We start from the raw sequence: 23542 nt of genomic DNA on the forward strand, positions 1-23542 counted from the left end.
GTAAGCGGACCGCTCTCGGCCCTGGCCAGCAGGTCCACCGCCGCGGCGAACGCCCCCGCATCCAGGTTGCCCGATGCAGCGGCCAGGGCGCGCTCGGCCCGCAGGCCTGGTTCTAACGTCAGTATCGTCGCCCGCTCCAGAAATGCGGCCGCAGCAGCCAGACCACCGCGCGCCCGCGCACGGCCAGCCGAACTCGCCAACTCGGCGGCGACGTCCTCATCGGGTCCCTCGGCCGCCTGAGCCCGGTGCCAAGCACGCCGATCCGGGTCGCTGTGCGGATCGGTCGCATCGGCCAGCGCACCATGCGCCAGCTGCCTTTCCCGAATAGAGGCCGAGCGGTACACCGCCGAACGCGCCAGCGGATGGCGGAACCGCACCCGGGCACCGAACTCGGCCAGCCCGGCCGCGGCTGCCGGTAAGGCCGCCTCGGCGCCGATACCCGACGTTACGGCCGCCCGCCACAACAACACCGGATCACCCAACGGCTCGGCCGCCGCCAACAGCAGCAGCCGGCGAGTCTGCTCCGGGACGGCCTGCACCCCACGCCGGAAGCTTTCCTCCACCGCCGCTGACAGCGGCTCGGCACCTGGTAATCCGAACCCGCCGGCCAGTTCATGCACACCCAGACCGCGCGGCAACTCCAGCAACGCCAACGGGTTACCGCCCGTCTCGGCCACGAACTGGTCGCGAAGCCGCGCATCGAGCGGCGCGGTCAACACCGCGTCCAACAGCGCCCGCGCATCTGCCTTCCGCAAGCCGATGACCTGCATCTCCGGCAGAGCGGCCAGGTCGGGGCTGACGACACGGCTCGCCACGATCAACGCCACCGATTCGGCGCCGAGTCGGCGGCCGACAAAGGCGAGGGCTTGCGCGGAGGCGCGGTCCAGCCACTGCACGTCATCGACCAGACACAGCAGAGGCTGCTCGTCGGCGACATCAGACAACAGGCTTAAAACGGCCAGCCCGATCAGAAACCGATCCGGTGCCGGCCCCGCGCTGAGCCCGAACGCCGTCCCCAGAGCATCCCGCTGCGGCGGCGGGAGACGATCGAGACCATCCAGCATTGGCATGCACAACTGGTGCAGCGCAGCATAGGCGAGCTCCATCTCCGGTTCCACACCAGCAGCACGAACCAAACGGCAGCCCGATGCTCGGCTAGCCAGATACTCCAGCAACGCCGACTTACCGACGCCCGGATCGCCCTGCAGCACCAACACCCGACTGTGACCCGAACCCACATCCCGCAGCACCCCATCGAGCAGTCTGCGTTCGGTGCCGCGGTCGATCAGCTCCATAACCCACACATAGTCGCACCCTCACCCATGATCTCAACCCTCAAAATCTATTCGGCATCGTGCTCGAGCGGCTGACAACGCGAGCCGAGCCGTGCTCGCCGACGTTCCGGCACGGTTCGACACGTCACCGAGGATGAAGGTGGGCAGACAACCGCTGCAATTGAGCCGTCCCGGCAGTTCCAGGTACTCCCCGGGACGGCAACATAATCGGAACCGTCAAGTAGTTCGACACAAAAACGCGCCTCGAAGGTGCAGTATTTCTGGCGGTTCCCCGCATATAGCCGCCAAATGAATTGGGACCGGACACTGCTTGTCCGGTCTCGATGTGTCTAGCGGTAATCGCACTGAATCTGGCGGGCTTCGAATTATCGTGGTTTCTCAGCGGATTTGGAGGCCACAGTCATCTCCGCGACTGTGACGCCCCCGATCGTTGGTTCCACAATGCTAGGAGCGGCGGACCACAACGATATTGGCCGCTCTCCCCTGCCGGTGGACACCAACAAGTAGAACATCTGGCCAGTTTGTCCGCCGAGCGTCAGTCGATCTGGCGGCTTGCCGCCCTACCCGGACGACCGGCCACGCGATCAGTGATCGACCAGCCGCCGCCCTTTCGTCGGCCTTCCGCCTACGTGGGAGGTTATGAGGCGAGCCGATTCGGAGCTAACGCCTCCAGGTTGGATCAGCCGGTCTTGGCACTGACGAACAGGCGCGCGCCGATATCGGGGTTGGTCAAGCCTTCGCCGGCCAACCGGGCGATCTGTTCTTCTTGGGGTGTCAGCTGCGGCCCGCTGATGGTGGTGCGCTTGCGCGCGGTCGCCCCGGTGGCCCCAAACTCACGCCGGGCCCGCTCGGCGAACGCTTCCATACCCATGGTTTCGAACATGTCGTGTGAGATACGCAGCTGGGTACTCGCTTCAATCCGGCGGCGCTGGCGGCGCAACCATTCGCCATAGACAAGGTGGGCGCGGGCAAGTTGTGTGCGCACACGGGTCCGACCAAGCCGCTCGATCCTCTCGCAATACCAACGCTCGGCCTCGGCGCCCTCCATGAGCAGCGCGCGACCGCGCCTCCACGCCCAACGCCCAATCGGTGCCACAGGCACTGGTCGTCTCCATCAGCCGGCGCAGGGCATCAGCCGCGATGTCAGTGGCACCGCTACGTATCGCGGCTTCGACGAGCTCGGCGGCGGCCCAGTTCGACACGTCGCCAAACCCGCTCTGTTCGGCGGCGCGTTGCGCAACGGCGAGGGCGTCACCGTAGCGGCCCAGGCCGTTGTTCAATATCGCATTCATCGTCTCGACCCGTGTTAGCCCGCCGCCTTCTCCTCGAGTCGTCGCACCCTTCGTTGTGACCTCGGTCAGCTGGGCTGCCGCCGTTTGGTCGCCGCGATCAATGGTCAATCGCGCCCCTGAAGCGATTTTGACACGGGGCTCCGCCGTGATCGCCAGTTCTTCTTGCGAGTGCCGACGACAACAGGCCATCTACGCCCTGTGGCTAGGCAACGGCGTCATATCGCCGGGCGCCTGGAACTTCACTCGGCGCTGAGAACGAGCGCGATGGAGTTGAGGCAGCCGCCAATAGTGGACACGCAGCAGGGCGAATAGTCATCCGTCGGGCTCATCATGCAGTGTGAGTCGGCGGGCGATGATGTCGGCGGCTACGGAGGAGACACGACGACCACAGGCATAGGAATAAGCGCGTAGCCGGTCGACTGCCTCGTCGGGGTTGACCCGCAGATCTATGGCGACCATGCCGGCGGCTACGTGGATTTGTGTGCGGGTAAACGGGTCAGCGGGTTCGCTCAGCGCGGCGTCGTTGGTCGCGAGGGCGTCGATAGCCTGGTCGGCGTTCCCGAAGCGGGCGACGTGGTCATCCCAATTCGACTGCAGTCGGTGAGCGATCGCTGATGCGCATTCCGCGGCCGCAGCGCATTCACCGTCGGGCAGGCTGCCGGTGCTGCGGCGGTACAGCTCGAGCACTCCCATCGGTTGCCGCGGGTGGGGTATGGGAAATGCAAACAGCGCATGCACTCCTAACTGTGCCGCCTCGGCGGCGAACGTAGGCCATCTGGAGGTCTGGGGGGTGACGCTTGCCAGTTCGGGGTGAAACTGGGGGCGAGCGTCGAGGTAGGCGTCAAAGCAGGGACCCTCACCGAGCGTGTATTGCATTTCGTCAAGTTGCTGGGCGACGGTGTCGGTAGCGTACACAAGCTCCCGGGCACCAGCCGACCGGGTTAAGACCGCCAACGCCGCCCCGTCAGCTTTCGTCCCAAGCATCCCGATATCACATATTTCGCCGATCCCGGCGAACAGTGAAACACTGGCGCCGCCAGCTGGCTGCGCCTGAGCACTACCCCGCAGGTCGTCTTTCGGCCGATCATCCGAGAATCTACTCATGCCCTCGGAACCGCCGTTTCGGTGAGGGCGCCGCCGAGCGCGCCGCCGCCGCTCGTTCCCGCGCCGCCACCGATTGTTCGCGCTGCAACGCAGCGTGCTGACGGATCTGCGCGGACATCTGACAGATCGTTCGGGCATTGCTACAGGTTTGACTGCACCGTTGGTCACCGCCTCGATGACCTCGGAGGTCAGCGACAGCTTTCCTTGACGATTCGATGCATCGGCTAGGCGATGGGTCCAAGAGGGAGCGAAGCTAGCAGACGTGTCTGCGTGAGATGGAGGTAGCAGTCCCATCACCCTCGACTACCCGCCAGCGGCCGCAGCAATCACACCGAGCCCATCTTGTTTCTAAAGAATTGAGACGGCAAGTCTGATATCGACTCTTCGGGACAGCCAGTTCAGGTGTCGCAGAAGCGGCCACAAATGTACTGAACGCCAACATCATTCGCGAGGCGAATCAACTAGGCGCTGGGCGACCAACCGCAGGGGCGTGTTGGTGTCCTGCGAGAGTCTGGTGAGCAAGGCGAAGGAGCGGCCGGCATCAAGTTTAAAGCGTTCCATAATGATGCCTTTGGCTTGGCCGATGACGTCTCGGCTGGCCAGCGCCGAGTGGAATTGAGTCTCTTTTTCCGCAGCGATGAGGGTGATTGCTGCGTGGGTGGCCAGCATCGCCAGGGTGGTCTCTGCGTGAAAGTCGAACCCGTGGGGCTGCTTGCTGAGAAGGTTGAGTGCGCCAGAGCCTTGGCGGTGGGTGTACAGCTGAAATGACAGGGTGCTGTGAACGCCCAATGCGATTGCCGCAGCGACGAATCGTGGCCAGCGTTGTTCCTGGCGGAGGTCAGTGCTGCGCACTATCGAGTCGGCCTGCGCCGCTTCTAGGCAGGGGCCCTGATGGTGGCGCATTTGCACTTGGTCTAGATCGGTTACCAGCGTGTCGGTGGGCGCAACGGAGCGGAATTCTCCCTCGTCGACCAGCATGACGTCGGCAAAATCGACGCCGTCAACGAGGTCGACTGCAGCGGTTGTGACACGGATCAAGGTCTGCTCGACATCAACTGGCTTCGAGAATGCCGTGGTCAGTCCGCGCATTGCTGACTCAAGAGCGTCATTGAGGCTGTTGTCCTGGGACATGAAGCACCGGCCTTCCGGGTCGTCAATTGCCCACGCCCATGGCGACTGTTTGCACAATCAACGCGGCGGCGGCAACATCTCACGGCTGGTTTCTCTACCAACACAGAGTTACCCGCATCGGCAGAGAATCGGTGGCCTAGGCAGGCGCTGTGTGGCCAACGCAGGGGACGGCGTCCTCGGACATCTAGCGACGGGAATCTTCCACGCAACCCGGCTAGACCCGTCGCTGCGATCAGCTTACCGTCTCGTCAGTTACCGACGTTCATCTTCACTACAAACGCTTACTTGTCCAGCAACCCTCCGCCCTTCTGCGGTCTACCTCCAAAGCCGCGCTGTTGCTGGCAATCGCCGGGAGGCAGCCTGAACGCATCACTCGGTAGCGGGCTGGGGCCGATCCCTGACTGCCCGATGCGCCGCCTCATTCAGCCAGCGCCCGCTCCCGCTCCGCTCCGATCGCGCTTAGCCTCGATCCACCGATGAACTATTTGGTGTGGGTGGGTGTCGGTGTGAAGAAAGTGCCCTTTGAGCTGGGATGATTGATGTTCTCTACGCATCACTCGGGCCAGTTCAGAAAGGCACTTTCGGTGCAAGTGTCCCATGGGTTCATCGCGTCGTCGGCTGTCTTCGATGACGATCATCTCGTGTCGTGCGCCGGGCTGGTCCCAGTGATGGCACTGGCAGGCCAGACCGGCTTGGCGCAGTTGTTGGCCGATAAGATTCGGATCCCGGGGCCGCGGATCAAGTCCGGATCGGCCAACCCGGCGCCGAAGCTGGCCACTTTTATTGCGGGCATGTGTGCCGGCGCGGACAGCATCGATGACCTTGATATCGTGCGCTCGGGTGGGATGAAGACACTCTTCGGCGGGGTCTATGCCCCCTCCACGGTCGGAACGCTGTTGCGGGAGTTCACTTTCGGCCATGCCAGACAACTGGAATCAGTTCTACGTGAGCATCTCGCGGGCTTGTGTGAACGGGTCGAGTTGCTCGCTGGTGCCGACCAGCGGGCGTTCATCGACATCGACTCGCTGTTGCGCCCGGTCTACGGGCACGCCAAACAGGGTGCAAGTTACGGGCACACCAAGATCGCCGGCCGACAGATTCTGCGTAAAGGCCTGTCGCCGCTGGTCACCACGATCAGCACCGAGGCGGGTGTGCCGGTGATCGCCGGTGCACGCCTACGCGCGGGCAAGGCCAACTCCGGCAAAGGCGCAGCCCGCATGATCGCCCAAGCAGTAGCCACCGCCCGCGCGGCCGGGGTCACCGGCCAGATCCTGGTACGCGGCGACTCCGCCTACGGAAACGGTCCGGTGGTGGCTGCATGCCGACGCGCCGGCGCACGGTTCTCGCTGGTGCTGAACAAGAACCGCACCGTGGCCGCAGCCATCGCCGCGATCCCCGATACTGCCTGGACTGCGGTGTCTTACCCCGGTGCTGTGCGTGACCCGGACACCGGGCAGTGGATCTCTGATGCCGAGGTCGCCGAAACTTCCTACACCGCCTTCAGTTCCACACCGCATGCGATGACCGCCAGGTTAATCGTGCGCCGCGTCAAAGACGCCCGCTACCCCGACGCGTTATTCCCGGTATGGCGGTATCACCCGTTCTTCACCGACACCGACGAACCCGTCGATGCCGCCGATATCACTCATCGCCGCCACGCGATCATCGAATCCGTGTTCGCCGACCTGATTGACGGGCCCCTGGCGCATATGCCTTCCGGGCGGTTCGGCGCCAACTCCGCCTGGATCCTGTGCGCGGCCATCGCCCACAACCTGCTCCGCGCGGCCGGCACGCTGGCCGGAGGCACTCACAGCGTGGCCCGCGGAGCCACCCTGCGGCGGCGCATCGTCACTATCCCCGCCCGGCTGGCCCGCCCGCAACGCCGACCCATCTTGCATCTACCCACCCACTGGCCATGGTCAAAAGCCTGGCTCACACTGTGGCACAACACCATCGGCCACAGCCCACCGCTGACAACGACATCCTGACCACCCGCCGACAGGCCCGACCGCAACACCACAGGAAAAGCTGGCCAGACCAGCAGATACCCGCTGCTCACGACCAGAAACGACCGCCAAAAGCACCCCAGTCACGGCTACACCAATTCATCGGTGGATCGAGGCTTAGGCCACACCCTTCGGCCAGTCCGATTCAGTCCCAGAGTCGTCGGAGCGCGCACTGCAGGCGGTATCACCGGCTGGAATTTCAAACCCCTCTGTCGGTTCCGGTCGAAACGTGAGCAGGTAGTTCCGCCAGAGAGTCAGTATGCGGCCGCCGCGGGAGTGTCCGATAAACGATGGATCTGATCCTGGCATTGGTTAGTTGCCAGTCGCCGTGATCCGGCCGTTGAAGGTGATCGCGAACGCATTGAGTGCGGGCTTCTACCTCATTGCCGATCGCGCCTTACCGCGGCCGGTGGAGTCTAGGGATCGGGTCACCAGGTAGAGGCACTTCATCGCGGCCTGTTCGGTCGCAAAGTGTCCGCGGACCCGAATTGCCCGCCGGTAGCGGATATTCAGTGATTCCACCGCGTTTGTGGAGCAGATGACGCGGCGGACCTCGACGTCGTCGTCCGGGAACGCACGAACCCGCTCCAGGCGTTCTCCCACAGCTGCGTGATCGCCGGGTACTGGGCGCCCTCTTTGGCGGTCAACTCGGTGAAGCGTTCCTCGGCCGCGGCCTCGGTCGCCGCGGTGCAGACCGGGCGGATATCCTTGGCGATCTGATCCCAATATTTGCGTGACGCGTAGCGAAAGGTGTTGCGCAACAGATGAATCACACATATCTGCACGACAGCCCGCGACCACACGGTGTTGATCGCCTCGGATAGCCCCTGGAGGCCGTCGCAGACCACGATGCACACATCGGCGGTGCCGCGGTTTCGCCAACGCCTACACGCCCTGGCCCGGGTGGAAGGCGAAATCAGCGACGGGAAACCCGCCCTGCTGTTCCTGTGCACCCACAACGCCAGCCGCTCACAGATGGCCCTGGGATTCTTCACCCACCTCGCCGGCCGCAGGCAGTCGCCTGGTCGGGCGGATCCGAACCCGGTGACCAGATCAACCCGGTCGCCGTGGCCGCCATGGCCGAGATCGGTATCGACATCACCGGTGAATACCCCAAACCCTGGACCGACGAAATCGTGCAAGCCGCCGACGTGGTCATCACCATGGGCTGCGGGGACGCCTGCCCCATCTTCCCCGGAAAACGCTACGAGAACTGGGACTCCCAGACCCCGCCGGCCAAGACCTCGACGCGGTGCGGCCCATCCGCGACGACATCGAAGAACGCATCCACCGGCTGCTGGCCGACCTGAATGTCACCATCACCCGCTAAACCCGCACCCTCAACCACAATCGGCACCCATTGCGACGCGTCGACCACCGCCCCAGCCGGACACGTCCCGCCCCCATTCCCTTCCGCAGAAGAGAGACATGTCATGCCCGCACGCCATATCGTCGCGATCGGCGGCAGCGACGCCGGAACCAGCGCCGCCCTGCGCATCCGCGAACTCGACCCCACCACCAACGTCACCGTCGTGGTGGCTGACGCCTACCCGAACTTCTCCAATTCCGGCATCCCCTACTACGTCTCCGGGAAAGTCACCCACTGGACCCATCTGGCGCACCGCACCGCCACCGATCTGGCCGCCACCGGTATGCAGGTGCTTACCGACACCACCGCCACCAAAATCAACGTCGACGACCACACCCTCGATGTCCTCGACCTCGACGGCACCCCCCAACAACTCGCCTACGACGCGCGACCGCCACTACCAGTAGTGCGATGGAGAAATAGATGATCAAGCACGCCGCGCTCGGCGTGCTGCTGCAACATGGCGTCAGGTTGCCCCCAGCTTCCGTGCAGCTGAGGGCTATATTTAGGCTAGTTCAAACGATTTTGTGCCCAATACGTACCCAATGGTGGACCGCTACTGTTTTGGCTCGCGGTGGCCGCGGCTGTCACAGCGATGTGACAACTCGCTCCCTCGGCCTGGGCCTAATCGACATCGGCGCTCATTGCCCGAACATGGCGCGGATCGCGGGGCTCGGCTGGCCGGCATTTCGACCCCACCCGGCCCGCTCCTCGGGCAGCCACATATATAGCAAAATGCCGGTCGGCATGCCGTTCAGTTGGGTGTACTCATACGCGGCACTTGAGCTATTTGTGTAACCGGCGGAATATTCTCTGCCTCAACCGGAACCATCTGCTCCGTTCGATCCGTTTGCGCTTTGCACACAACGCATTGCCGACCCAACGTAATCTTCTGAATTCGTTTGTCGGGGAACAACTTATGGAAGCAATCAAAGCAAATCTTCTGAGTCATCAGATCGGATCTTTCAGTCAGAGATCCCGTAGTGGTCGAGGTTCGTGACCCCGGCCTGGCGGCACGACGCGGGTTCGGTGTAGCGGATGCGCAGATCGCGACGCGAGTCGATCGTGGTTCCTAACACCCTTCGCGATTGCGCAACTCAGTCGCCAGCCGTGCGGGCCGCCGGAATACCGGCTGTCCTCCACGACGGTCCAACGGCGAAACCGGCGGGTGGCCGTTGATGACACGGATCCGCCCGGCCTGCGTCCTCTAGTCGGCACTTCTCAAGGGTAAGGCCGCGCAGCGGGTCGGCGCGTGCTGCCCACGCTCCACCCTCCCGGCCCCGGCGATAAAACCCCGATCGCGTGTACTCACGGTTCAACACGCAGCTCGGCGCGCACATCGTGGCGCGCGGCCCGCCATACCAAACGCGCCGAGCCCGATGACGTCGACCAGCGTCGGGCCGGCCCGTTCCCGGTTTCGCTCCCAGCAAGCTTCACTGCCCAACGCGGTCGTGCGTCGTTAGCAGTAGTTGGTCAAAGATTGAGCGTGGCGGCAGCGTGTCGTCGTAATCAAGTGTCCGGAAATCGGCCAGCAGCTGTTCGGCAATCACGCGCAGTTTGATGTTACCTTCCTGCGACCGCCATTTGAGGAGATCGAACGCAGCGTCGGCGTCAACGCGATAGACCAGCATCAAGATGCCCTTGACTTGTTCGATGACGGCGCGGTTCTCGGCTATCTCGGCAACCGCGTCGGTGATGAAGGTTTCGCGCTCCTGGGGCGGGAAGGTTACGTCGACATAGAAGCCGGTCGTTCCGATAACGTCACCGTCTTGGCCGTGTAGCAATTGGGCGACCACGATGACCTCATGGGTGCGTCCTTGGACGTCGATGATGCGGTGGCGGGTGCTGAACGGCTGATGGGTTCGAAGGATGTCGTCGAGGGTGGCGGCTACCCGCTGATCAGCCTCGGGATGCTTATGGGAAAGCACCATGTTCGTTGTGGGTTGGGTGGTGCCGGGTTCATAGCCGTGCAGTCGTTCTACTTCGGGTGACCATTCCCAACGTTCGTCGTCGAAGAACAACCGAAACCACCCCGTGGGGTGCGGTATGCCGCCAGACAGGGCCTGCTCGAGTTCAGAATTCGCGCTAGGACCCTCAGCCATGGGTGGAACCTATCCGACCGCAGCCGAGGCGGTGAATGAACGAACGCTGAGGCACCCAAGCAGTCCATGACACGCGCCCCGCTGGGTGAGGCGGCGATAGCGCGCCTGGCGCTAGCTGCTGAACGCTTGGCGTTGCAACTCCCCCATCGCCTGGCGTGACATCACCTTGGACGCAGCCTGCCTCGCGTCCCCCGCTGCCAGCGGTACAGCCCCACACCAAGATCTGCAAACCCGAACAGTGCCAAATCGCTACTACCGTAACGCGGTGGGACGGTTTTACGATGCGGTAATGGCTACAGATAACTCCGGCGCCGTCGGCGCGGATGCGATTCTGCGCCAACTCGACGCGGAAGCCGATTCAACGAGCATCGAAGTGATGCTGTACCTGCCGTGGGGGATGGCCACCGGAATCACGGTGCCCGACACATACTTCGGCCATTACGTTGCCCATTTCTTCACCAAACACGATGCTGGGGACATCGTCGGCCGGCTTGCGGCGCCGGAAGCCGAGCAAGACAGAGGTTCATCCATCTCCGCAAGGCGAGGTGTTACGTCGCGGGGCAGGTAGTCACGCATCACTCGCTGCGCGTCCGGTTGTCTGACGTGTCGGCGTGGACAGTTGCTGGCGTTGAGGAGCCTCAGCCGGCCCACCATCTATTCGAGGACTTACGGCCGTCGGCCCGCCACCTCAGGGGATGACGGGCCGACCTACTACCGCGCTTGTTCAGGGCTGTCAGGCGCGAGGTGCTGTTCCATAGCCGGGGGTCCCGGGAGCGACCGCCGCCGGGTCGTTGCGCCGCTTGAGGCCCGCGAGGCCCAGCAGGCCGAGCAGGCCAGCAAGCCCCCATAGACCAGTCTTGTCACTGTCGTGGTCGGTGGTGGCGTCATCGGCCAATGTCGTCGTAGTCGATGACGGCATCGACGTGCTGGGGGCGCCATGTGCCACGCCTGCACCACCGAACAGAAGGGCGGCGGTGGTCAAGGTGATGCCCAGGGTTTTACGCATGGTGTGTACTCCATAATTGTTCGGCTCAGAATGAACCGCAGTGAATTCGGACCCGCTGCTTAAGTCCGCCTGATGCGAGGACTTCAGCCTCGCCGCTGCTGTCTATACCCGAGCCCGGCGATAAGAAACCTGTCACACGTTTGCCGGGTCGGGCCCGGGCGTCAGCGGCGCGATACCGTCACCGTGTTGCGCCACGCCGCCCAGAGGCGACAGATCAAGGCCGTGGCCGGTGTCCCGCTCCGGATAGCAAACTTATACTCCGACAATGTTTACCCTGCCGACAGCCTCAGCAGGCAGGCTCGATGAATGTGTAGGTAACCCAATTAGCGATGAAGCGCAGACTTTCGGCTGTCGACGAGCCAGCCGGTTGAGCGCACGGATAACGGGTACGTCGGAGCACTGCACCGGCGGTAAGCAGCACGCGCCACAGAAATATTGATGTCCAGGAGAAGCATGGCGCACGACATATCGTCCAAGGTGGACGAAGCAATTGCAAAGCATGAAAGCGACCCGGCCTACGAGGTGCATCTCGGTGGTGTCGTGGACATCGCCGGGTCAGCCCATCGGGTTGTGTCGATCTGGTTGGAGGGAGTCCGGTGGTCGGGCTATCTCAAGCAAGCAGACCCGCGCGAACTCGAGCCGCCTCCGTCGGCCGGGTAGCCGCGTTGGCGGTCGGCGTCGTAGTCCAAGATTGCCATGTCGCGCTGATCCCCCGCCAGCAGCAGTCGAGCGACCGCTTCAAGCGAATCGTGCTGCTCTGTGGACAATTGCACCAGCACCGACACCGCCTGTGCCACATCTAGATCGAACCGATGCATAAGCCGCTGCTTGGCTTGGCCGACGACGTCCGACCGATGAGCAGATCCGCGCACTATTTTGCGACCGCTCGGTGAGCGCATCACTCGGGTCAGCTGGCGGCCGAATACCAAACCCATTGCCGTAGCGCTCTCGTCGAACGCGTTTGCCTTGTCTGCGTACAGATTCAAGGCGGCGTGGGCGGTGTCGTCATCGGACAGCGGAATCGCAAGAATCGATCGAACCGGCGTGCTTCGCAGCGCCTTCTCAATGAACATGCTCCAACGCGGCTCCCGCTCGAGATCAGGAACAGCGTACGGGCGCTGGTCGTGCGCCGAGTGATAGCACGGCCCCTCGAGGAAGCGTCGTTGCAGGTTGTCCAGAACCAGTGGATGTCCGTCAGTGGCGCCCAGCGACCGGATCACTCCACTGGCTTCGATCAGCGTGATGCCCGCGTGGTGGACAGGTGGGATCAGGTCCACGGCCAGCGCTGTGATGGTCGACAGAATGGAATAGACGTCTCCGTGCCCTTGCCGCCGCGTAGTACGAAGCTCGGCAGAAATGGCCTCATCGATCCGGGCAGTGATGTCACCCGCGTCATCTGCCGATGGCGGCCCCTGAAAACCCGTCATAACCTAACCCCTGGCAACACCCGGCGCATGTGGGCGACTTGCGCGCAGTGCTACCGTCAACTCATACCGCCTCGTGGGTACGCCAGCGCGGGTGCTCAGATCCTCCCCCCGCGACCGTCGGGCGGCGCGGTCGACGGTGTCCCGGCGACCGATCATCAGGGTCAGCGGCACGGCAGCGGCGACGTTGCCGAACGATCGGCGTGCGACCACCGGATGTGGCCGCGGCGCGGCTGTCCGTCGCACCGCCTTCCGTGCATAGCCGAGCTGCATGAGCGCGCGCCGCGAGGCTCCTTGCTGGAGCATCGGCTGCAGCCGGACCTCTTCGGCGCGGCTCTCGAACGTCAGCTGTGCGACGGCGTCCGGAAAAATCAACCGACACAGCTTCCTGAGGTGCTTCGGTGGACAATCGCCGGTCGAGACGTCGATCCCATTCAGCAGACGATTGAAATCCATATGGTCGGGCTTTTGGTGGACCAGAATGCCGCGGGTTCCGCCCATCGGAACTCCTTTCAAGGCCCGCCGGATGCCCCTACATAGTGACTCGAAACATCCACGACTTTCGTTCTTTGACGGTTGTGGCGGTTTTCTCTCCGTGGCGGCCGCCTGAGCAACCGCGGTGGCGTCCGTGCAGTACGACCTTCTGTTTCGGTACCTCCGAGGGCTCGGCCAGAGGCCGGGTCCTCGATCCGATATTCAACTGCCCGACCGGATCCGTCGAAGACGGACGACCTCCGCATCCGCACACGATTCGACAGCGGTTCGGCCGCCTCGCCCGCCCTTGCAGCCGTTCCTTTCGTGGCACTACGCACGCATACGCACCGGGGTGTCAATGTGCCGTATCAGGACATCTTCGACGGCTCTGCGTCAGGACACCCTGTGCATACAAGGAAATCTTGGACGGTGCCTTGCCGGTGAGGAGTCGTCGTCGCAGGTAGGCCTTGAAGCGGGTGATTGTGGCGTAGTCAGGGTCTCGATTAATCGTCGGTCAGCGAGCGCGAGGGCTTGCCAGAACGCCGCGGAGCGCACGGTGACCCGTTGGCCGGTCAAGCAGTGATCCCCGACCCTCGCCGCCGCGAGGATCCGGAGTTCGGCTACCGATACCTGGTCGAGGAAGTGCCCGCGCCGCCGGCGACCCGATGGCCGCGCGCACTGCTGGCGATTCCTGTCGACCCACAGGTTCTGGAGCCTATTCGGAAAGAAGCGCGGCAAGAATGGCGAAGTGGGGTCCACCAGTTCACGACGATCTGCTGGGCGGGACTTCAGCGCCGAAGGTCGAATTATTCTGGACTGAGCGACATCACCGAGCATCCGGCTCGCGAAGCGAGCTCTACTTGTGCGCGATCAAGGATATGTTCTCCCACCCGCATCGTCGGCTACTGCATGGATTCGCAGACGAAGTCGCGTTGGCGACCACCGCCCTGTACAGCACAGGAATCGTCCTCAGTGTCGTTGATCAAGCGCCAATGCGGTCACCGAAGCGACACCGTCGGTTGTCGTGCGCTGCACAGGCTGTAAGGAGAACGGGGGCGAGTAGGTCATCGACTCCAGGTGCCTCAACACAATGCCCTCGCGGAGCGCCCATGGACAGACCTCGAGCGACTCGATGTCCAACGTGGCCATGGTCAACTCCGCAAGCACCGCGCCGGCGAGGATCTGACGACTGCGCGGGTCGGACACGCCGCGCAGCTTCGCGCGTTCGGATGCGCACATCGTGGCCAGCCGTGGCGTCCACGCTCGGACATCGCGCCGAGCGAGCTCACGATGAACGAACGGTCCCTTACGTTGTGGCGCCGCACCGGAGAGCCGCGCGAGCTGCTTGAACGTCTTGGACGTGGCCACCACTCGACGCGGGTCACCTTCCCAGCGGACCCGATCGGCGACTTCACCGAGGGTCTGGCGAATGTGGCGCCGCATCGCTTTGAGCTGAGACCGCGACGGCGGATCGTCAGCGAGGAAGTCACGGGTCAGCCGGCCGGCGCCCAACGGCAGTGAAATCGCCAGCTCGGGTTCGGCGTCGCGCCCGAGCACGATCTCCATCGAACCGCCGCCGATGTCGAGCAGGAGCAGCCGACCAGCGGACCACCCGTACCAGCGGTGCGCCGCCAGGTAGGTCAGCCGGGCCTCCTCGTCACCGGACAGGAATTGCGGACGCACGCCCGAGACCGACCCGATCAGGTCCAACACCTCGTCGCGGTTCGTGGCGTCCCGCACCGCCGAGGTCACGAACGTATACAGCTTGTCGATCCCGTGCCGTTCCCCGGTCCGGATCGCGTTGGACACCGCCGCGCAGACCCGTTCGATACCCGCTTCGCTGATCGAACCGTCCGGCAGTAGCTCGTCGCCCAGCAGCGTCGGCTCCTTGACTGCCTGTGCAGGTAGCGGCGGACCCCCCGCCGCCACGTCGACGATCTGCAGTTGCGCGGAGTTCGAGCCGATATCGAGCACCCCAAGCCTCATCGAGGTGTGGTACCCCAATTCAGGCGTTTTAGCGGACGACTTTTCAGGGGGCGCGTCGTCGCGAGTTTGCCTGGCCGATAGGAGGGTATGGCCTGGACCGTTACTCGGTGCCGGACAGTACTCGCCGATCTTGAAGGAGGTGCGTGGTGGATCCGATCCTTCAGGCTGCCCTCTTTCGAGGTGTCGCAGCGCACTCGGTGATGGCCCTTGCCCGACAACTACACCCCACCACAGTTACGCGCGGCCACGTCTTCTTCACCGAGGGAGATTCAGGCGACCGGATGTTCATCATTGCTTCGGGCAAGGTCAAGATCAGTCGGCGATCACGGGATGGGCGAGATAGCCTTTTCACAGTGCGGGGAGCGTCCGAATCATTCGGTGAACTGACTGTGTTCGATCCGGGCCCGCGGACTTCCACTGCGACTGCCCTCACCGAAGTGTCCGCGGCCCCGGTGGAGGGCGCTATGCTGCGCGCCTGGATCGCGGCCCACCCCAAGGTCGCCGATCAACTGCTGCGCGTGCTTGCCCGGCGGCTGCGTCGCACCGAGGACATCATGTCCGACATCATCTTCACCGATGCGCCGGGCCGTCTGGCACGGCAGCTGCTCCATCTGGCGCAGCGGTTCGGCGTGCAAGAGGACGGCGCGATGAGGCTGAGCCACGACCTGACACAAGATGAACTGGCCCAACTGGTCGGATCAAGCCGGGAGACCGTCAATAAGGCGCTCTCGGATTTTTCCCGCCGTGGCTTGATTCGTCTGGACGGCAAGAGCATTGTGATCAAAGACCGTGAGGACCTTGCGCGTCGTGCGCGTTGAAGCAGCGCATCATCCGAAAATGTCGGGATCGTCGAAAGACAAGCCGACAAAGTCGCCACTGTAGGGTGCGCGCGGAGGGGCGATCTCGTCGAGCCGTTCATTGATCGCATGCGCCAGAATGTCGTGTTGCAACGGGGGCAAGGCGATGGCGCCGTTGAGGTAGGCGTCCAACTCCATTTCACCGGCATCTCCGCCGAGGGCGAAGTAGCGCAGCCACAATTGCGACACGGACAAGCCACTTTTCTCAAAAGCGTCGAGGAAGCGCTGACTCACGGGATCCGACATCGCGTGTCAGCCGTTGTCGGAGCGGCCGGTATCCGAACAGACGATCCGCTCGGCCAGTTGTCTAACGGGAATACGGGCACGGTGCGACAAGGAGATCAGGTAGCGGTATGCAGCATCATGATCGAGTTGTTTACGCGCCATCACCACGCCCCTCGCGATCGCGATGACCTCTCGCCCCCGCAGCGTTTCCTGCAGCTGCGCGCTGAGCTGCTTGGCGGCCTCAACAGTCTGCAGGTTGCTGACGAGGATCGCCGCTTGATCGGCGAAGCGACCAAGGATGTCCTGACTGGTTCCGTCGAAGGTGGCGACGGCGGTGGAGTACACCTTGATTGCGCCCAATGCCCGGTCGGCAGTGCAGATCGCCGCGCTGAGCACCGATCGGGCACCGGCTGCGCTTGCCCGTGCCGACCACACCGGCCAGCGCTCTTCAGACGACAGGTCATCCGAGCAGACGATGGCGCGGTCATGCCACGCCGTCAGGCACGGGCCTTCGTCCAGGTCATATTGCAGCGCGTCGAGTCGTTCGACGATGGGCTCGGTGGCAGCGGAGGTCATTCTGCCTCCCGTTGTACTCATCAGCGTGATACCTGAGCCGGTGCTCCCCACCAGGGTGTCCTTCGCCAGCGAGGTGATCAGTCGCAATGCGGTATCTACTGTCTGTTCGGTCAGCAGCATTCCGGACATGCGGGCGAAGACGCCGGCCAATTCATCGGCAGAGTCGTGCTGTGGCCTCATCGCATGCCCTCCAGGCGGGTTCACGGTCGCACCGGTTAGCGCCCGCCCACTGCTAACTACCACCCGCAGCGACGTCCAAACATGCCGCGCAAGCGGGACCCGACAAGTGACGGCAAAGCCTTAGCCCCCGGGGTCTCATCGATGCGTTGTGCGAAAGCGTCGGTGGCGAAGACCAACCCCGGGCTGTTCAGCGATACCGGCAACCGCGCCAAGCTGAGGCCGTCGACTCTGCGCCAATCGACCACGCTGTCGCAGAACCCGAGATCCGAGACGGCCGGCCACAAGAAGTCCGGCTATTCCTCAGCCTGTATGAAAGAGTCACGAGGCGGCTCGCGTGTGGTGCTTCGCGGCAAACCTCAACTCTCACCACGAATCTGCGACTGTTCAAACCCGCGTTGCCATCCACCAGCGTGTCGCTCGTACCGGTGCCGTCGACGCACCAACGCGCCACCGCAACCAACCAGGCGCTTCTGCCAGTCGTCGGGCGTGCCACGCTGGAGTGGGAAGGACACAAATTGACTGACACGCGAGTGTGCGTGGCGGTCTAACCCTCCGGCGCGGGTTTTCAGGTGATTCTTCTCCAGCGGGGGGTATCCGAGTTCGGTCCGCGACGCTTCACTCGGGAGGTCCGCCCATGGTGCCCAACGCCGGCCCGTTCTCGTGGGGTGTCGACCGTCAACGCCGGAAAAACATCAAGAAGGCTGAGAAAGAGAGCGCGGCAGGTCCTGCGCGGAACGAACCCGACGCATCTCCTATCGGAGAGGCCATCGAGCAGTTCCACCGGCGGGGTGACCTGTCGTTGGGCATCCCGGCGCACCGGTCGGGCACTGGAGGGACTGAACCGGTGGCCGCTCGCTGGGCCGGCATGGATGCGTTTCGAGCCGACGTCGGGATGAACAATGGCGTGGACACCCGTCATCAATCCTGGCAGATCGAACCCACCGCGATGCAGCTGTTCGCCGATGCGGTCGGGGCCGAGGAGACGCTGTTCTCGACGAACGGCAGCACGGAGAACGTTCACGTAGCAATGATGGCCGCGGTGCGTCCGGGACAAAAATTGGTCATGGCGCGCAATGGCCACAAATCCGCGTTCTCTGGACTTGTGTTGTCTGGCGCCATGCCGGTCTACCTCGATCCGGATTACGACGACCATTGGCAGATCGCGCACGGCGTGGACCCACGGCGGCTTGAGCAGGCACTGCAGGAGCATCCCGATGCAGTCGCCGCGATGGTTTTCACACCCACACCTACTACGGCGTCAGCGCCGACATCCGCGCCGTTGCCAGTGTGGCACACTCCCATGACATTCCGTTGGTTACGGACGACGCCTGGGGCTTGGACTACAGCTTCTGCAGCCGCCTGCCGCCCTCGGCTCTCGAATCGGGGGCCGACCTGTGTATCGGCCGCGTGCATAAGACGCTCAACGGCCTGTCGCAAACCTCGGTCTTGAGCAAGCAGGGTGACCGGATCGATTCCTCGCGGTTGTCGCTGGCCTTCGAACTGACCCAGTCGACGAGTGCATCGTCGTTGCTGTTGTCCTCGATCGATGCAGCCCGGCGCCAGTTCGCAGAGCAGGGCGAGGAGTTGCTCGGCCACGCTATCGACTTGGCGTACCGGGTAAGGTCGGCGATCGAGCAGATCACCGGATTGAACCTGATGGGTGAGGAAATCCTCTGCAGCCCTGGCGCTGTCGCGCTCGACCCGACGCATGTCACCGTTGATGTGGTCGGTCTCGGTTTAACCGGCTTTCAGGCCGCTGACTGGTTGCGCGAGCGTTGCGGCGTGCACGTGGAGTTGGCCGATCATCGGCGGGTGATGGCCATCATCACCTACGCCGACACCGATACCTCGGCCCAGCGATTCATCGAAGCCATGAGTGCACTGGCTGACGAGCATGCCGGTAAAACACCGCAAGAGATCAGCGACGCTTTGCCCTTCGGCCTGTTGCGCACCGAAACCGTGATGCTGCCCCGCGACGCCTACCTCGGTGCAACAGAATCGGTTTCATGGAGAAAGGCCGCCGGTCGGATCTGCGCGGAGATGATCTGTCCGTATCCACCTGGCATCCCGGTGATCGCCCCCGGGGAATTGCTCACCGATGCGATCGTTGACTACCTCCAGCAGCAGGCGGCCCAAGGCGTCATGGTGGAGGGAGCCGCCGATGAGTCGCTGGCTGAATTCCGCGTGGTCGCCGGAGGGCCCTAGGTCATAGGAGTGACTGACAGCTCTCAAATGATGGCCACGAAGCTGGGAGCAGACGGTGTGTCTCGTCGATCCAGCGCTCAGCTCCGGCTTGACCAGCAGGCGCGCACCCTGCAACGGCAGCGGCGCCGCTCTTGACTTGTCGCCATGGTGTCGCGGTGGCGATTCCGAGCAGCCCATTTGACGGCCGTGTGGCTTCGGGTACCGGGCTGGTTTCGCGGTACTGGCTCTCGACCGAAATAGTGAACGCCTCGTCGAATAATCGGAACAAATCCGGGTATTGATAAGAGCGCCTCAGGGGTGTTCAGTCCCAGCGCCCGCTACATCAACCGGACCGGGGCGCAGTCACCGGCGCCGCTCGGCCGGCGTCCATAGTTTGCGCCGGTTTGCCCGCCGTTTCTCAACTCAATCACTTCAGGATCGAGAAGGTCATGGCAAAAGAACTGTCTCTCGCTCTCGTACAGGACGACGCCGTCGGTTCGCCGGAGGACTTCGGCCGCCGGATGCAGATCCTGGTGCGGCAGTATCCCGGTACGTCGATGTTCGTGTTCCCGGAGCAACACCTTCTGGGCTCATGGGACCCCTGGGATGCCGAAAGTACGGTCCGGCACGCGGAGCCGCTCGGCGGGCGTCTGTGCCGCGAAGTCGCCCGCCTCGCAGCAGAACTCAACATCTGGCTGGTTCCAGGCAGCATCCTGGAACGTACCGAGTCGGGACTGATCTACAACACGATGGTGGTGTTCTCACCCACCGGGGAACTGGCGGCCAGCTACCGCAAGGTGTTTCCGTGGCGTCCGGTGGAGAAGTGTGAGCCGGGAGACGACTTCGTCACGTTGCCCATCAACGACGTAGGCACTGTCGGTTTGACGGTCTGCTACGACGCGTGGTTCCCCGAAGTCTCTCGCCAGCTGTCCTGGATGGGTGCCGAACTCCTACTCAACGTTGTCCTGACCCCGACCGCTGACCGCGCGCAGGAAGTCGTGCTGGCTCAAGCCAACGCGATCGTCAATCAGGTCTTCGTCGCGAGTGTCAATGCGGCGGCCCCTCGAGGACAAGGCCGCAGCCTGCTGGTCGACCCACAGGGACGCATATTGGCCGCGGCTGTCGGCGCCGAACAGACCGTGCTCACGGCCACCATCGACCTCGATGAAGTCCGTCGCACTCGCGACCACGGTACGGCCGGGGTCACCAAGCCGTGGTCGCAGTTCGCCGAAACCGACCGACCCATCGAGCTTCCCATCTACGGAGGCCGGATCACGCCGCAAACCTGGCGACCGAAGCACTGAGGCCGCCGCAGCATCTCTGGCCCACCGCACACTAGGAAAATTCCATGTCAACTTCCACCGACAGCGCACCCAAGCTGACTCCGAAAGTAGGTCTTGGCGGCCTCGTCTTCTTCGGCGTCTCATATATGAGCGTCACGATCAGCCTTCTGACGTTCGGCATCCTGGCCGTCGCATCCAACAACACCACCGCATTAGCGTTCCTGATAGCGACGGTCGCGATGCTGCTGACGGCGTTGAGCTACGGCGTCATGGCCAAGCACTATCCGACTTCGGGATCGGTTTACAGTTACGCCCGCAACCTGCTCGGCGGCAACCCTGGGATTCTTGTCCGGCTGGGCGCTGATGCTCGACTACGTCTTTCTGCCGATGGCCGCCAACTTCGTCAGCGCGCTCTACCTCAATGCGCAGTTTCCGGCGATCCCGATCTGGGGCTGGTTGGTGATCATCGGGGTGGTGCTTTCGACGATCAACGCCGTCGGCCTCAAGGCAACTGACGCGGTGAACAAGCTTTTCGTGATCGGCGCTGGGACGGTCGTTCTCATCGTCCTTGGCTATTTCATCTCCGCGATGGTCGACGCCCCGCCGACCGACTACGTCGCACCGTTGTGGAACTCGGCGACCACCATCCCAGCAGTCACTGCCGCCGCGGCCATCGCCGCATACTCCTTTCTGGGCTTCGACGCCGTCAGCACACTCAGCGAGGAGGCGAAGGACGCCTCCAGGAACGTGCCCCGGGCGCTGTGGCTGGCCGTTCTTATCGGCGGCGCGATCTTCGTCGTCATCGCCTACGTCGTGCAGCTAGCGGTCCCCCACGTCGACCCCGGAACGGCGGATGTGGCCTGGTATGCCGCGCTGACACCCATCGCTGGAGAGCGAGTCACCAACACCCTCAACCTGCTCATCGTTGTTCTGGGTTCGTCGTCGGCGTTGTCGGTGCAAGCCGGCTCGAGTCGCCTCCTGTATGTGATGGGACGCGACGGCGTGCTGCCACGACGGTTCTTCGGCTACCTCAACCGCCGGTTCGAAACCCCGGTGCTCAACATCGTGTTTCTCGCTGTGATCACGTTGATCGCTGTCACCCTGGACCTCGCGCAGGCGACCTCACTGATCAACTTCGGTGCATTCTTGGCCTTCACCGTGGTCAATATCTGCGTCATCGTGTATTACTACCGACAACGGTCTACCGGCACCCTCGGCGTCGTGCGAGGCCTCGTGCTGCCCGCCCTGGGAGCGATCATTGATGTGTACCTGCTTTTTCAATTGAGCGGGCTTGCAAAGGTTCTGGGCGTCACATGGCTGGCAATCGGCGTGGTCTACCTGGCCGTCCTCACCCGCGGCTTCCGGCGACAACCTCCACAACTGTCGCTCGACCAAAACCGTCCCACCTCCAGCGGCGCCGCCGCAGACCTGCTGCCGACGAACTCACCACGTCGATCCGATCATCCGGCATGAAGCCACGGCACAGTTGGTACGGATAGCGGTTCCACTGCTGGACACTAGGCCACCTGTCACCATCGACATTGGTAGTACCGCCGTCGTGGTCGCCCAAGCGGTTCCGCATGGCTTTCGCCCCGCCCTGGCAGCCTCGTTAGATATTGCGACGCCCACCGTACGACATCGTGTACGTCGCAGGCGCCGGGCACCTGCGGCAGCCTCAACAAACCTATGTCAACCGTCGAACTGTCGAGTCGGCAATTCTGGCCAACGGTGACGAGGTCGAGACGGGCATGGTTTGTCGGATGTCTTTCACCCGGCGGCGGCGATTTGACCCGCCTACTGCGCGGCTGAACGAATCCATTGACGTATTCCGGCGTTTCGACGCCGCGTTCGATTCGCCGACTACACAGACCGCGAGCGCGGCCCCGGACAAGTGAGGCTCATTGACGTGGCTTGCCAGGTGATCCGGTAGGAGTCGTGGCGGGCTGCAGCAACAACGGTCGATACATCGAGATAGTGCAGAGCGGCCACGGCCACCGCGTCCAGCGGATCCAACCATCCGCCTCAGCGGATAGGCCGTCACCAAGCACACGCGGACGCGCTGCCGGCCAGGTTCAGGACCTATCCGGCCAAACCGGGACGCAGATCTCAGCTCGCCTCATGACCGGCGGTCGACGACAAGTCGTCACCGTGGCTTGATCGGTTGCTCGACGATGGCAACGATCGAGGGGCCCTCGGCGCTACCGGCATGTGGTGCAGGACGAAGTCAGCCGGCCCCGCCGCCCGCGGCCCCGCTACCGGTATCTCCGGCGGCTCCGCTGCCACCGGAGCCGGTCGCCCCGCCACCGGCGCCGGGATCATTGCCCGTAACGCCGTTACCCGAATCTCCGCCCGTATTACCGCCCGGGCCAAAGGGTCCCAACTGTGCATTGCCACCGCCGCCGGTCGCACCGCCGTTGGCCCCGGTGGAGGCACCGCCGCCACCGCCACCGCCGGTCGGCGAGCCACCGGGTGAGATACCGGGCGGTTGGATCCAGCCCAAAATGTCTTCGAAGCCATTGTTGAAGACGACGCTGTTGGGCATGTCGCCGACGACATCGAAGTAGACCTTGCCGGTGGAGCTGCCACCCTGCCCGATGGGCGCTGCACTGAGGCTGGAGACATTGGCGAGCGCGCGATAGTTGGCCCCGCTCTCGGCGCGGGCGTTGAAATCCCAGACCGCCGGCATGACCGTACCGACCAGCGCGTCGGCTTTCACCGTGGCCTCATACAGCCGGCCGGCGACCGGGTACGGAACGGGGTCGGAGCTCGGCATCAGGCCCGTGACCGTGTAACCGATCAACGGGCCGTTGACATCCTTGAGCGTTTCGGCCACGCCCATTACTTGAATATTGCTGATCGCCCAGGCTGGTGGAACCGCACCGAGGCCGAACATGGCGGCCGTGGCCGCGACGGCTCCGGCCGTTTTCTTGATCTTCACCTGACTATCCCCCTGTGTTGAGGTGGTGTTATACGGCGACCGGTACCCCCGGACGCGCCGCCGAAACAAGAACTCGACATTTCCTGAAACCCTGTTCGCGAGACCGGCGT

At 63.6% G+C, this 23542-nt stretch carries 17 protein-coding genes and 6 pseudogenes; 10 read left to right on the forward strand and 13 right to left on the reverse strand.

The window, feature by feature from the left end:
* Positions 1-830 precede the first annotated feature (830 nt).
* The 4 genes and pseudogenes from ACVWWN_RS01355 to ACVWWN_RS01370 all read right to left on the reverse strand — a co-directional run.
* Positions 831-1295: pseudogene (locus tag ACVWWN_RS01355) on the reverse strand (AAA family ATPase); the annotation flags it as partial.
* 679 nt (positions 1296-1974) lie between these two features.
* A complete protein-coding gene (locus ACVWWN_RS01360) occupies positions 1975-2343 on the reverse strand; it encodes a helix-turn-helix transcriptional regulator (protein ID WP_457142261.1) in 369 nt (122 codons plus the stop codon).
* A gap of 556 nt (positions 2344-2899) precedes the next feature.
* Positions 2900-3463 carry an ANTAR domain-containing protein gene (locus tag ACVWWN_RS01365; RefSeq protein WP_457142262.1) on the reverse strand — a complete coding sequence of 188 codons (564 nt, stop codon included), beginning with the start codon at positions 3461-3463 and terminating at the stop codon, positions 2900-2902.
* A 669-nt stretch (positions 3464-4132) separates the two neighbouring features.
* Positions 4133-4822: an ANTAR domain-containing protein gene (locus tag ACVWWN_RS01370; RefSeq protein WP_457142263.1), complete on the reverse strand. Its 690-nt coding sequence runs from the start codon at positions 4820-4822 to the stop codon at positions 4133-4135.
* A gap of 584 nt (positions 4823-5406) precedes the next feature.
* Here ACVWWN_RS01370 and ACVWWN_RS01375 point away from each other — a divergent pair.
* Entirely contained in the window at positions 5407-6810 is a 1404-nt protein-coding gene (locus tag ACVWWN_RS01375; protein ID WP_457142260.1) for an IS1380 family transposase, read from the forward strand.
* 330 nt (positions 6811-7140) lie between these two features.
* Here ACVWWN_RS01375 and ACVWWN_RS01380 read toward each other — a convergent pair.
* Positions 7141-7706, reverse strand: a pseudogene (locus ACVWWN_RS01380) (transposase); the annotation flags it as partial.
* On the opposite strand from ACVWWN_RS01380, the pseudogene ACVWWN_RS01385 reads away from it, so the two are divergent.
* Together ACVWWN_RS01385 and ACVWWN_RS01390 are read left to right on the forward strand one after the other, a co-directional pair.
* Positions 7705-8158, forward strand: a pseudogene (locus ACVWWN_RS01385) (arsenate reductase ArsC); the annotation flags it as partial. The pseudogenes ACVWWN_RS01380 and ACVWWN_RS01385 overlap by 2 nt on opposite strands.
* A 103-nt stretch (positions 8159-8261) precedes the next feature.
* A pseudogene (locus ACVWWN_RS01390) lies at positions 8262-8585 on the forward strand (CoA-disulfide reductase); the annotation flags it as partial.
* 1045 nt (positions 8586-9630) lie between these two features.
* Here the strand turns inward: ACVWWN_RS01390 and ACVWWN_RS01395 are convergent.
* Positions 9631-10299 (reverse strand): PAS and ANTAR domain-containing protein, encoded by a 669-nt coding sequence (locus tag ACVWWN_RS01395; RefSeq protein WP_457142264.1) that lies wholly within the window; start codon positions 10297-10299, stop codon positions 9631-9633.
* A 289-nt stretch (positions 10300-10588) separates the two neighbouring features.
* Between ACVWWN_RS01395 and ACVWWN_RS01400 the strand changes: the two genes are divergently transcribed.
* The gene (locus ACVWWN_RS01400; protein WP_457142265.1) at positions 10589-10867 is read left to right on the forward strand and encodes a hypothetical protein; all 279 of its coding nucleotides are present in this window, start codon (positions 10589-10591) and stop codon (positions 10865-10867) included.
* 165 nt (positions 10868-11032) lie between these two features.
* On the opposite strand, the gene ACVWWN_RS01405 is transcribed toward ACVWWN_RS01400, so the two are convergent.
* The 4 genes from ACVWWN_RS01405 to ACVWWN_RS01420 all read right to left on the reverse strand — a co-directional run bounded on the left by ACVWWN_RS01405 (position 11033) and on the right by ACVWWN_RS01420 (position 15189).
* A complete protein-coding gene (locus ACVWWN_RS01405; protein ID WP_457142266.1) occupies positions 11033-11305 on the reverse strand; it encodes a WGxxGxxG family protein in 273 nt (90 codons plus the stop codon).
* Between the two features lie 605 nt (positions 11306-11910).
* On the reverse strand, positions 11911-12732 hold the full coding sequence (locus ACVWWN_RS01410; protein WP_457142267.1) for a GAF and ANTAR domain-containing protein: 822 nt from the start codon (positions 12730-12732) through the stop codon (positions 11911-11913).
* 3 nt (positions 12733-12735) lie between these two features.
* Entirely contained in the window at positions 12736-13230 is a 495-nt protein-coding gene (locus ACVWWN_RS01415; protein WP_457142268.1) for a hypothetical protein, read from the reverse strand.
* Positions 13231-14172: 942 nt separating this feature from the next.
* Positions 14173-15189, reverse strand: a complete 1017-nt coding sequence (locus ACVWWN_RS01420; RefSeq protein ID WP_457142269.1) for a Ppx/GppA phosphatase family protein — start codon at positions 15187-15189, stop codon at positions 14173-14175.
* Positions 15190-15335: 146 nt separating this feature from the next.
* Here ACVWWN_RS01420 and ACVWWN_RS01425 point away from each other — a divergent pair, with 146 nt between their 5' ends.
* Entirely contained in the window at positions 15336-16007 is a 672-nt protein-coding gene (locus ACVWWN_RS01425; RefSeq protein WP_457142401.1) for a Crp/Fnr family transcriptional regulator, read from the forward strand.
* 9 nt (positions 16008-16016) lie between these two features.
* Here the strand turns inward: ACVWWN_RS01425 and ACVWWN_RS01430 are convergent, their stop codons facing one another.
* Complete coding sequence (locus ACVWWN_RS01430) at positions 16017-16280, reverse strand: hypothetical protein (protein ID WP_457142270.1); 264 nt, start codon at positions 16278-16280, stop codon at positions 16017-16019.
* Between the two features lie 18 nt (positions 16281-16298).
* Positions 16299-17027 (reverse strand): GAF and ANTAR domain-containing protein, encoded by a 729-nt coding sequence (locus ACVWWN_RS01435; protein WP_457142271.1) that lies wholly within the window; start codon positions 17025-17027, stop codon positions 16299-16301.
* 634 nt (positions 17028-17661) lie between these two features.
* Here ACVWWN_RS01435 and ACVWWN_RS01440 point away from each other — a divergent pair.
* From ACVWWN_RS01440 to ACVWWN_RS01460, 5 genes and pseudogenes are all read left to right on the forward strand, one after another.
* Positions 17662-18252 (forward strand): annotated as a pseudogene (locus ACVWWN_RS01440) (hypothetical protein); the annotation flags it as partial.
* Between the two features lie 29 nt (positions 18253-18281).
* Positions 18282-18860: pseudogene (locus ACVWWN_RS01445) on the forward strand (ornithine decarboxylase); the annotation flags it as partial.
* Positions 18861-18989: 129 nt separating this feature from the next.
* The gene (locus tag ACVWWN_RS01450) at positions 18990-19232 is read left to right on the forward strand and encodes an Orn/Lys/Arg family decarboxylase (protein ID WP_457142402.1); all 243 of its coding nucleotides are present in this window, start codon (positions 18990-18992) and stop codon (positions 19230-19232) included.
* 428 nt (positions 19233-19660) lie between these two features.
* Positions 19661-20515, forward strand: a complete 855-nt coding sequence (locus ACVWWN_RS01455; protein ID WP_457142272.1) for a carbon-nitrogen hydrolase family protein — start codon at positions 19661-19663, stop codon at positions 20513-20515.
* A 324-nt stretch (positions 20516-20839) separates the two neighbouring features.
* On the forward strand, positions 20840-21967 hold the full coding sequence (locus ACVWWN_RS01460) for an APC family permease (protein WP_457142273.1): 1128 nt from the start codon (positions 20840-20842) through the stop codon (positions 21965-21967).
* 751 nt (positions 21968-22718) lie between these two features.
* Here ACVWWN_RS01460 and ACVWWN_RS01465 read toward each other — a convergent pair.
* Positions 22719-23432: a DUF1942 domain-containing protein gene (locus tag ACVWWN_RS01465; RefSeq protein WP_457142274.1), complete on the reverse strand. Its 714-nt coding sequence runs from the start codon at positions 23430-23432 to the stop codon at positions 22719-22721.
* Positions 23433-23542: the final 110 nt, after the last annotated feature.

It is taken from the genome of Mycobacterium sp. URHB0021, from assembly GCF_054057895.1.

What these genes read in the sequence shown, in the direction of transcription:
- ACVWWN_RS01415 (WP_457142268.1), bottom strand. Translation starts at nt 13,230, where the DNA reads ATGGGCGGAACCCGCGGCATTCTGGTCCACCAAAAGCCCGACCATATG.
- ACVWWN_RS01435 (WP_457142271.1), bottom strand. Translation starts at nt 17,027, where the DNA reads ATGAGGCCACAGCACGACTCTGCCGATGAATTGGCCGGCGTCTTCGCC.
- ACVWWN_RS01395 (WP_457142264.1), bottom strand. Translation starts at nt 10,299, where the DNA reads ATGGCTGAGGGTCCTAGCGCGAATTCTGAACTCGAGCAGGCCCTGTCT.
- ACVWWN_RS01370 (WP_457142263.1), bottom strand. Translation starts at nt 4,822, where the DNA reads ATGTCCCAGGACAACAGCCTCAATGACGCTCTTGAGTCAGCAATGCGC.
- ACVWWN_RS01400 (WP_457142265.1), top strand. Translation starts at nt 10,589, where the DNA reads ATGGCTACAGATAACTCCGGCGCCGTCGGCGCGGATGCGATTCTGCGC.
- ACVWWN_RS01360 (WP_457142261.1), bottom strand. Translation starts at nt 2,343, where the DNA reads ATGGAGGGCGCCGAGGCCGAGCGTTGGTATTGCGAGAGGATCGAGCGG.
- ACVWWN_RS01365 (WP_457142262.1), bottom strand. Translation starts at nt 3,463, where the DNA reads ATGCAATACACGCTCGGTGAGGGTCCCTGCTTTGACGCCTACCTCGAC.
- ACVWWN_RS01405 (WP_457142266.1), bottom strand. Translation starts at nt 11,305, where the DNA reads ATGCGTAAAACCCTGGGCATCACCTTGACCACCGCCGCCCTTCTGTTC.
- ACVWWN_RS01455 (WP_457142272.1), top strand. Translation starts at nt 19,661, where the DNA reads ATGGCAAAAGAACTGTCTCTCGCTCTCGTACAGGACGACGCCGTCGGT.
- ACVWWN_RS01450 (WP_457142402.1), top strand. Translation starts at nt 18,990, where the DNA reads ATGCTGCCCCGCGACGCCTACCTCGGTGCAACAGAATCGGTTTCATGG.
- ACVWWN_RS01410 (WP_457142267.1), bottom strand. Translation starts at nt 12,732, where the DNA reads ATGACGGGTTTTCAGGGGCCGCCATCGGCAGATGACGCGGGTGACATC.
- ACVWWN_RS01420 (WP_457142269.1), bottom strand. Translation starts at nt 15,189, where the DNA reads ATGAGGCTTGGGGTGCTCGATATCGGCTCGAACTCCGCGCAACTGCAG.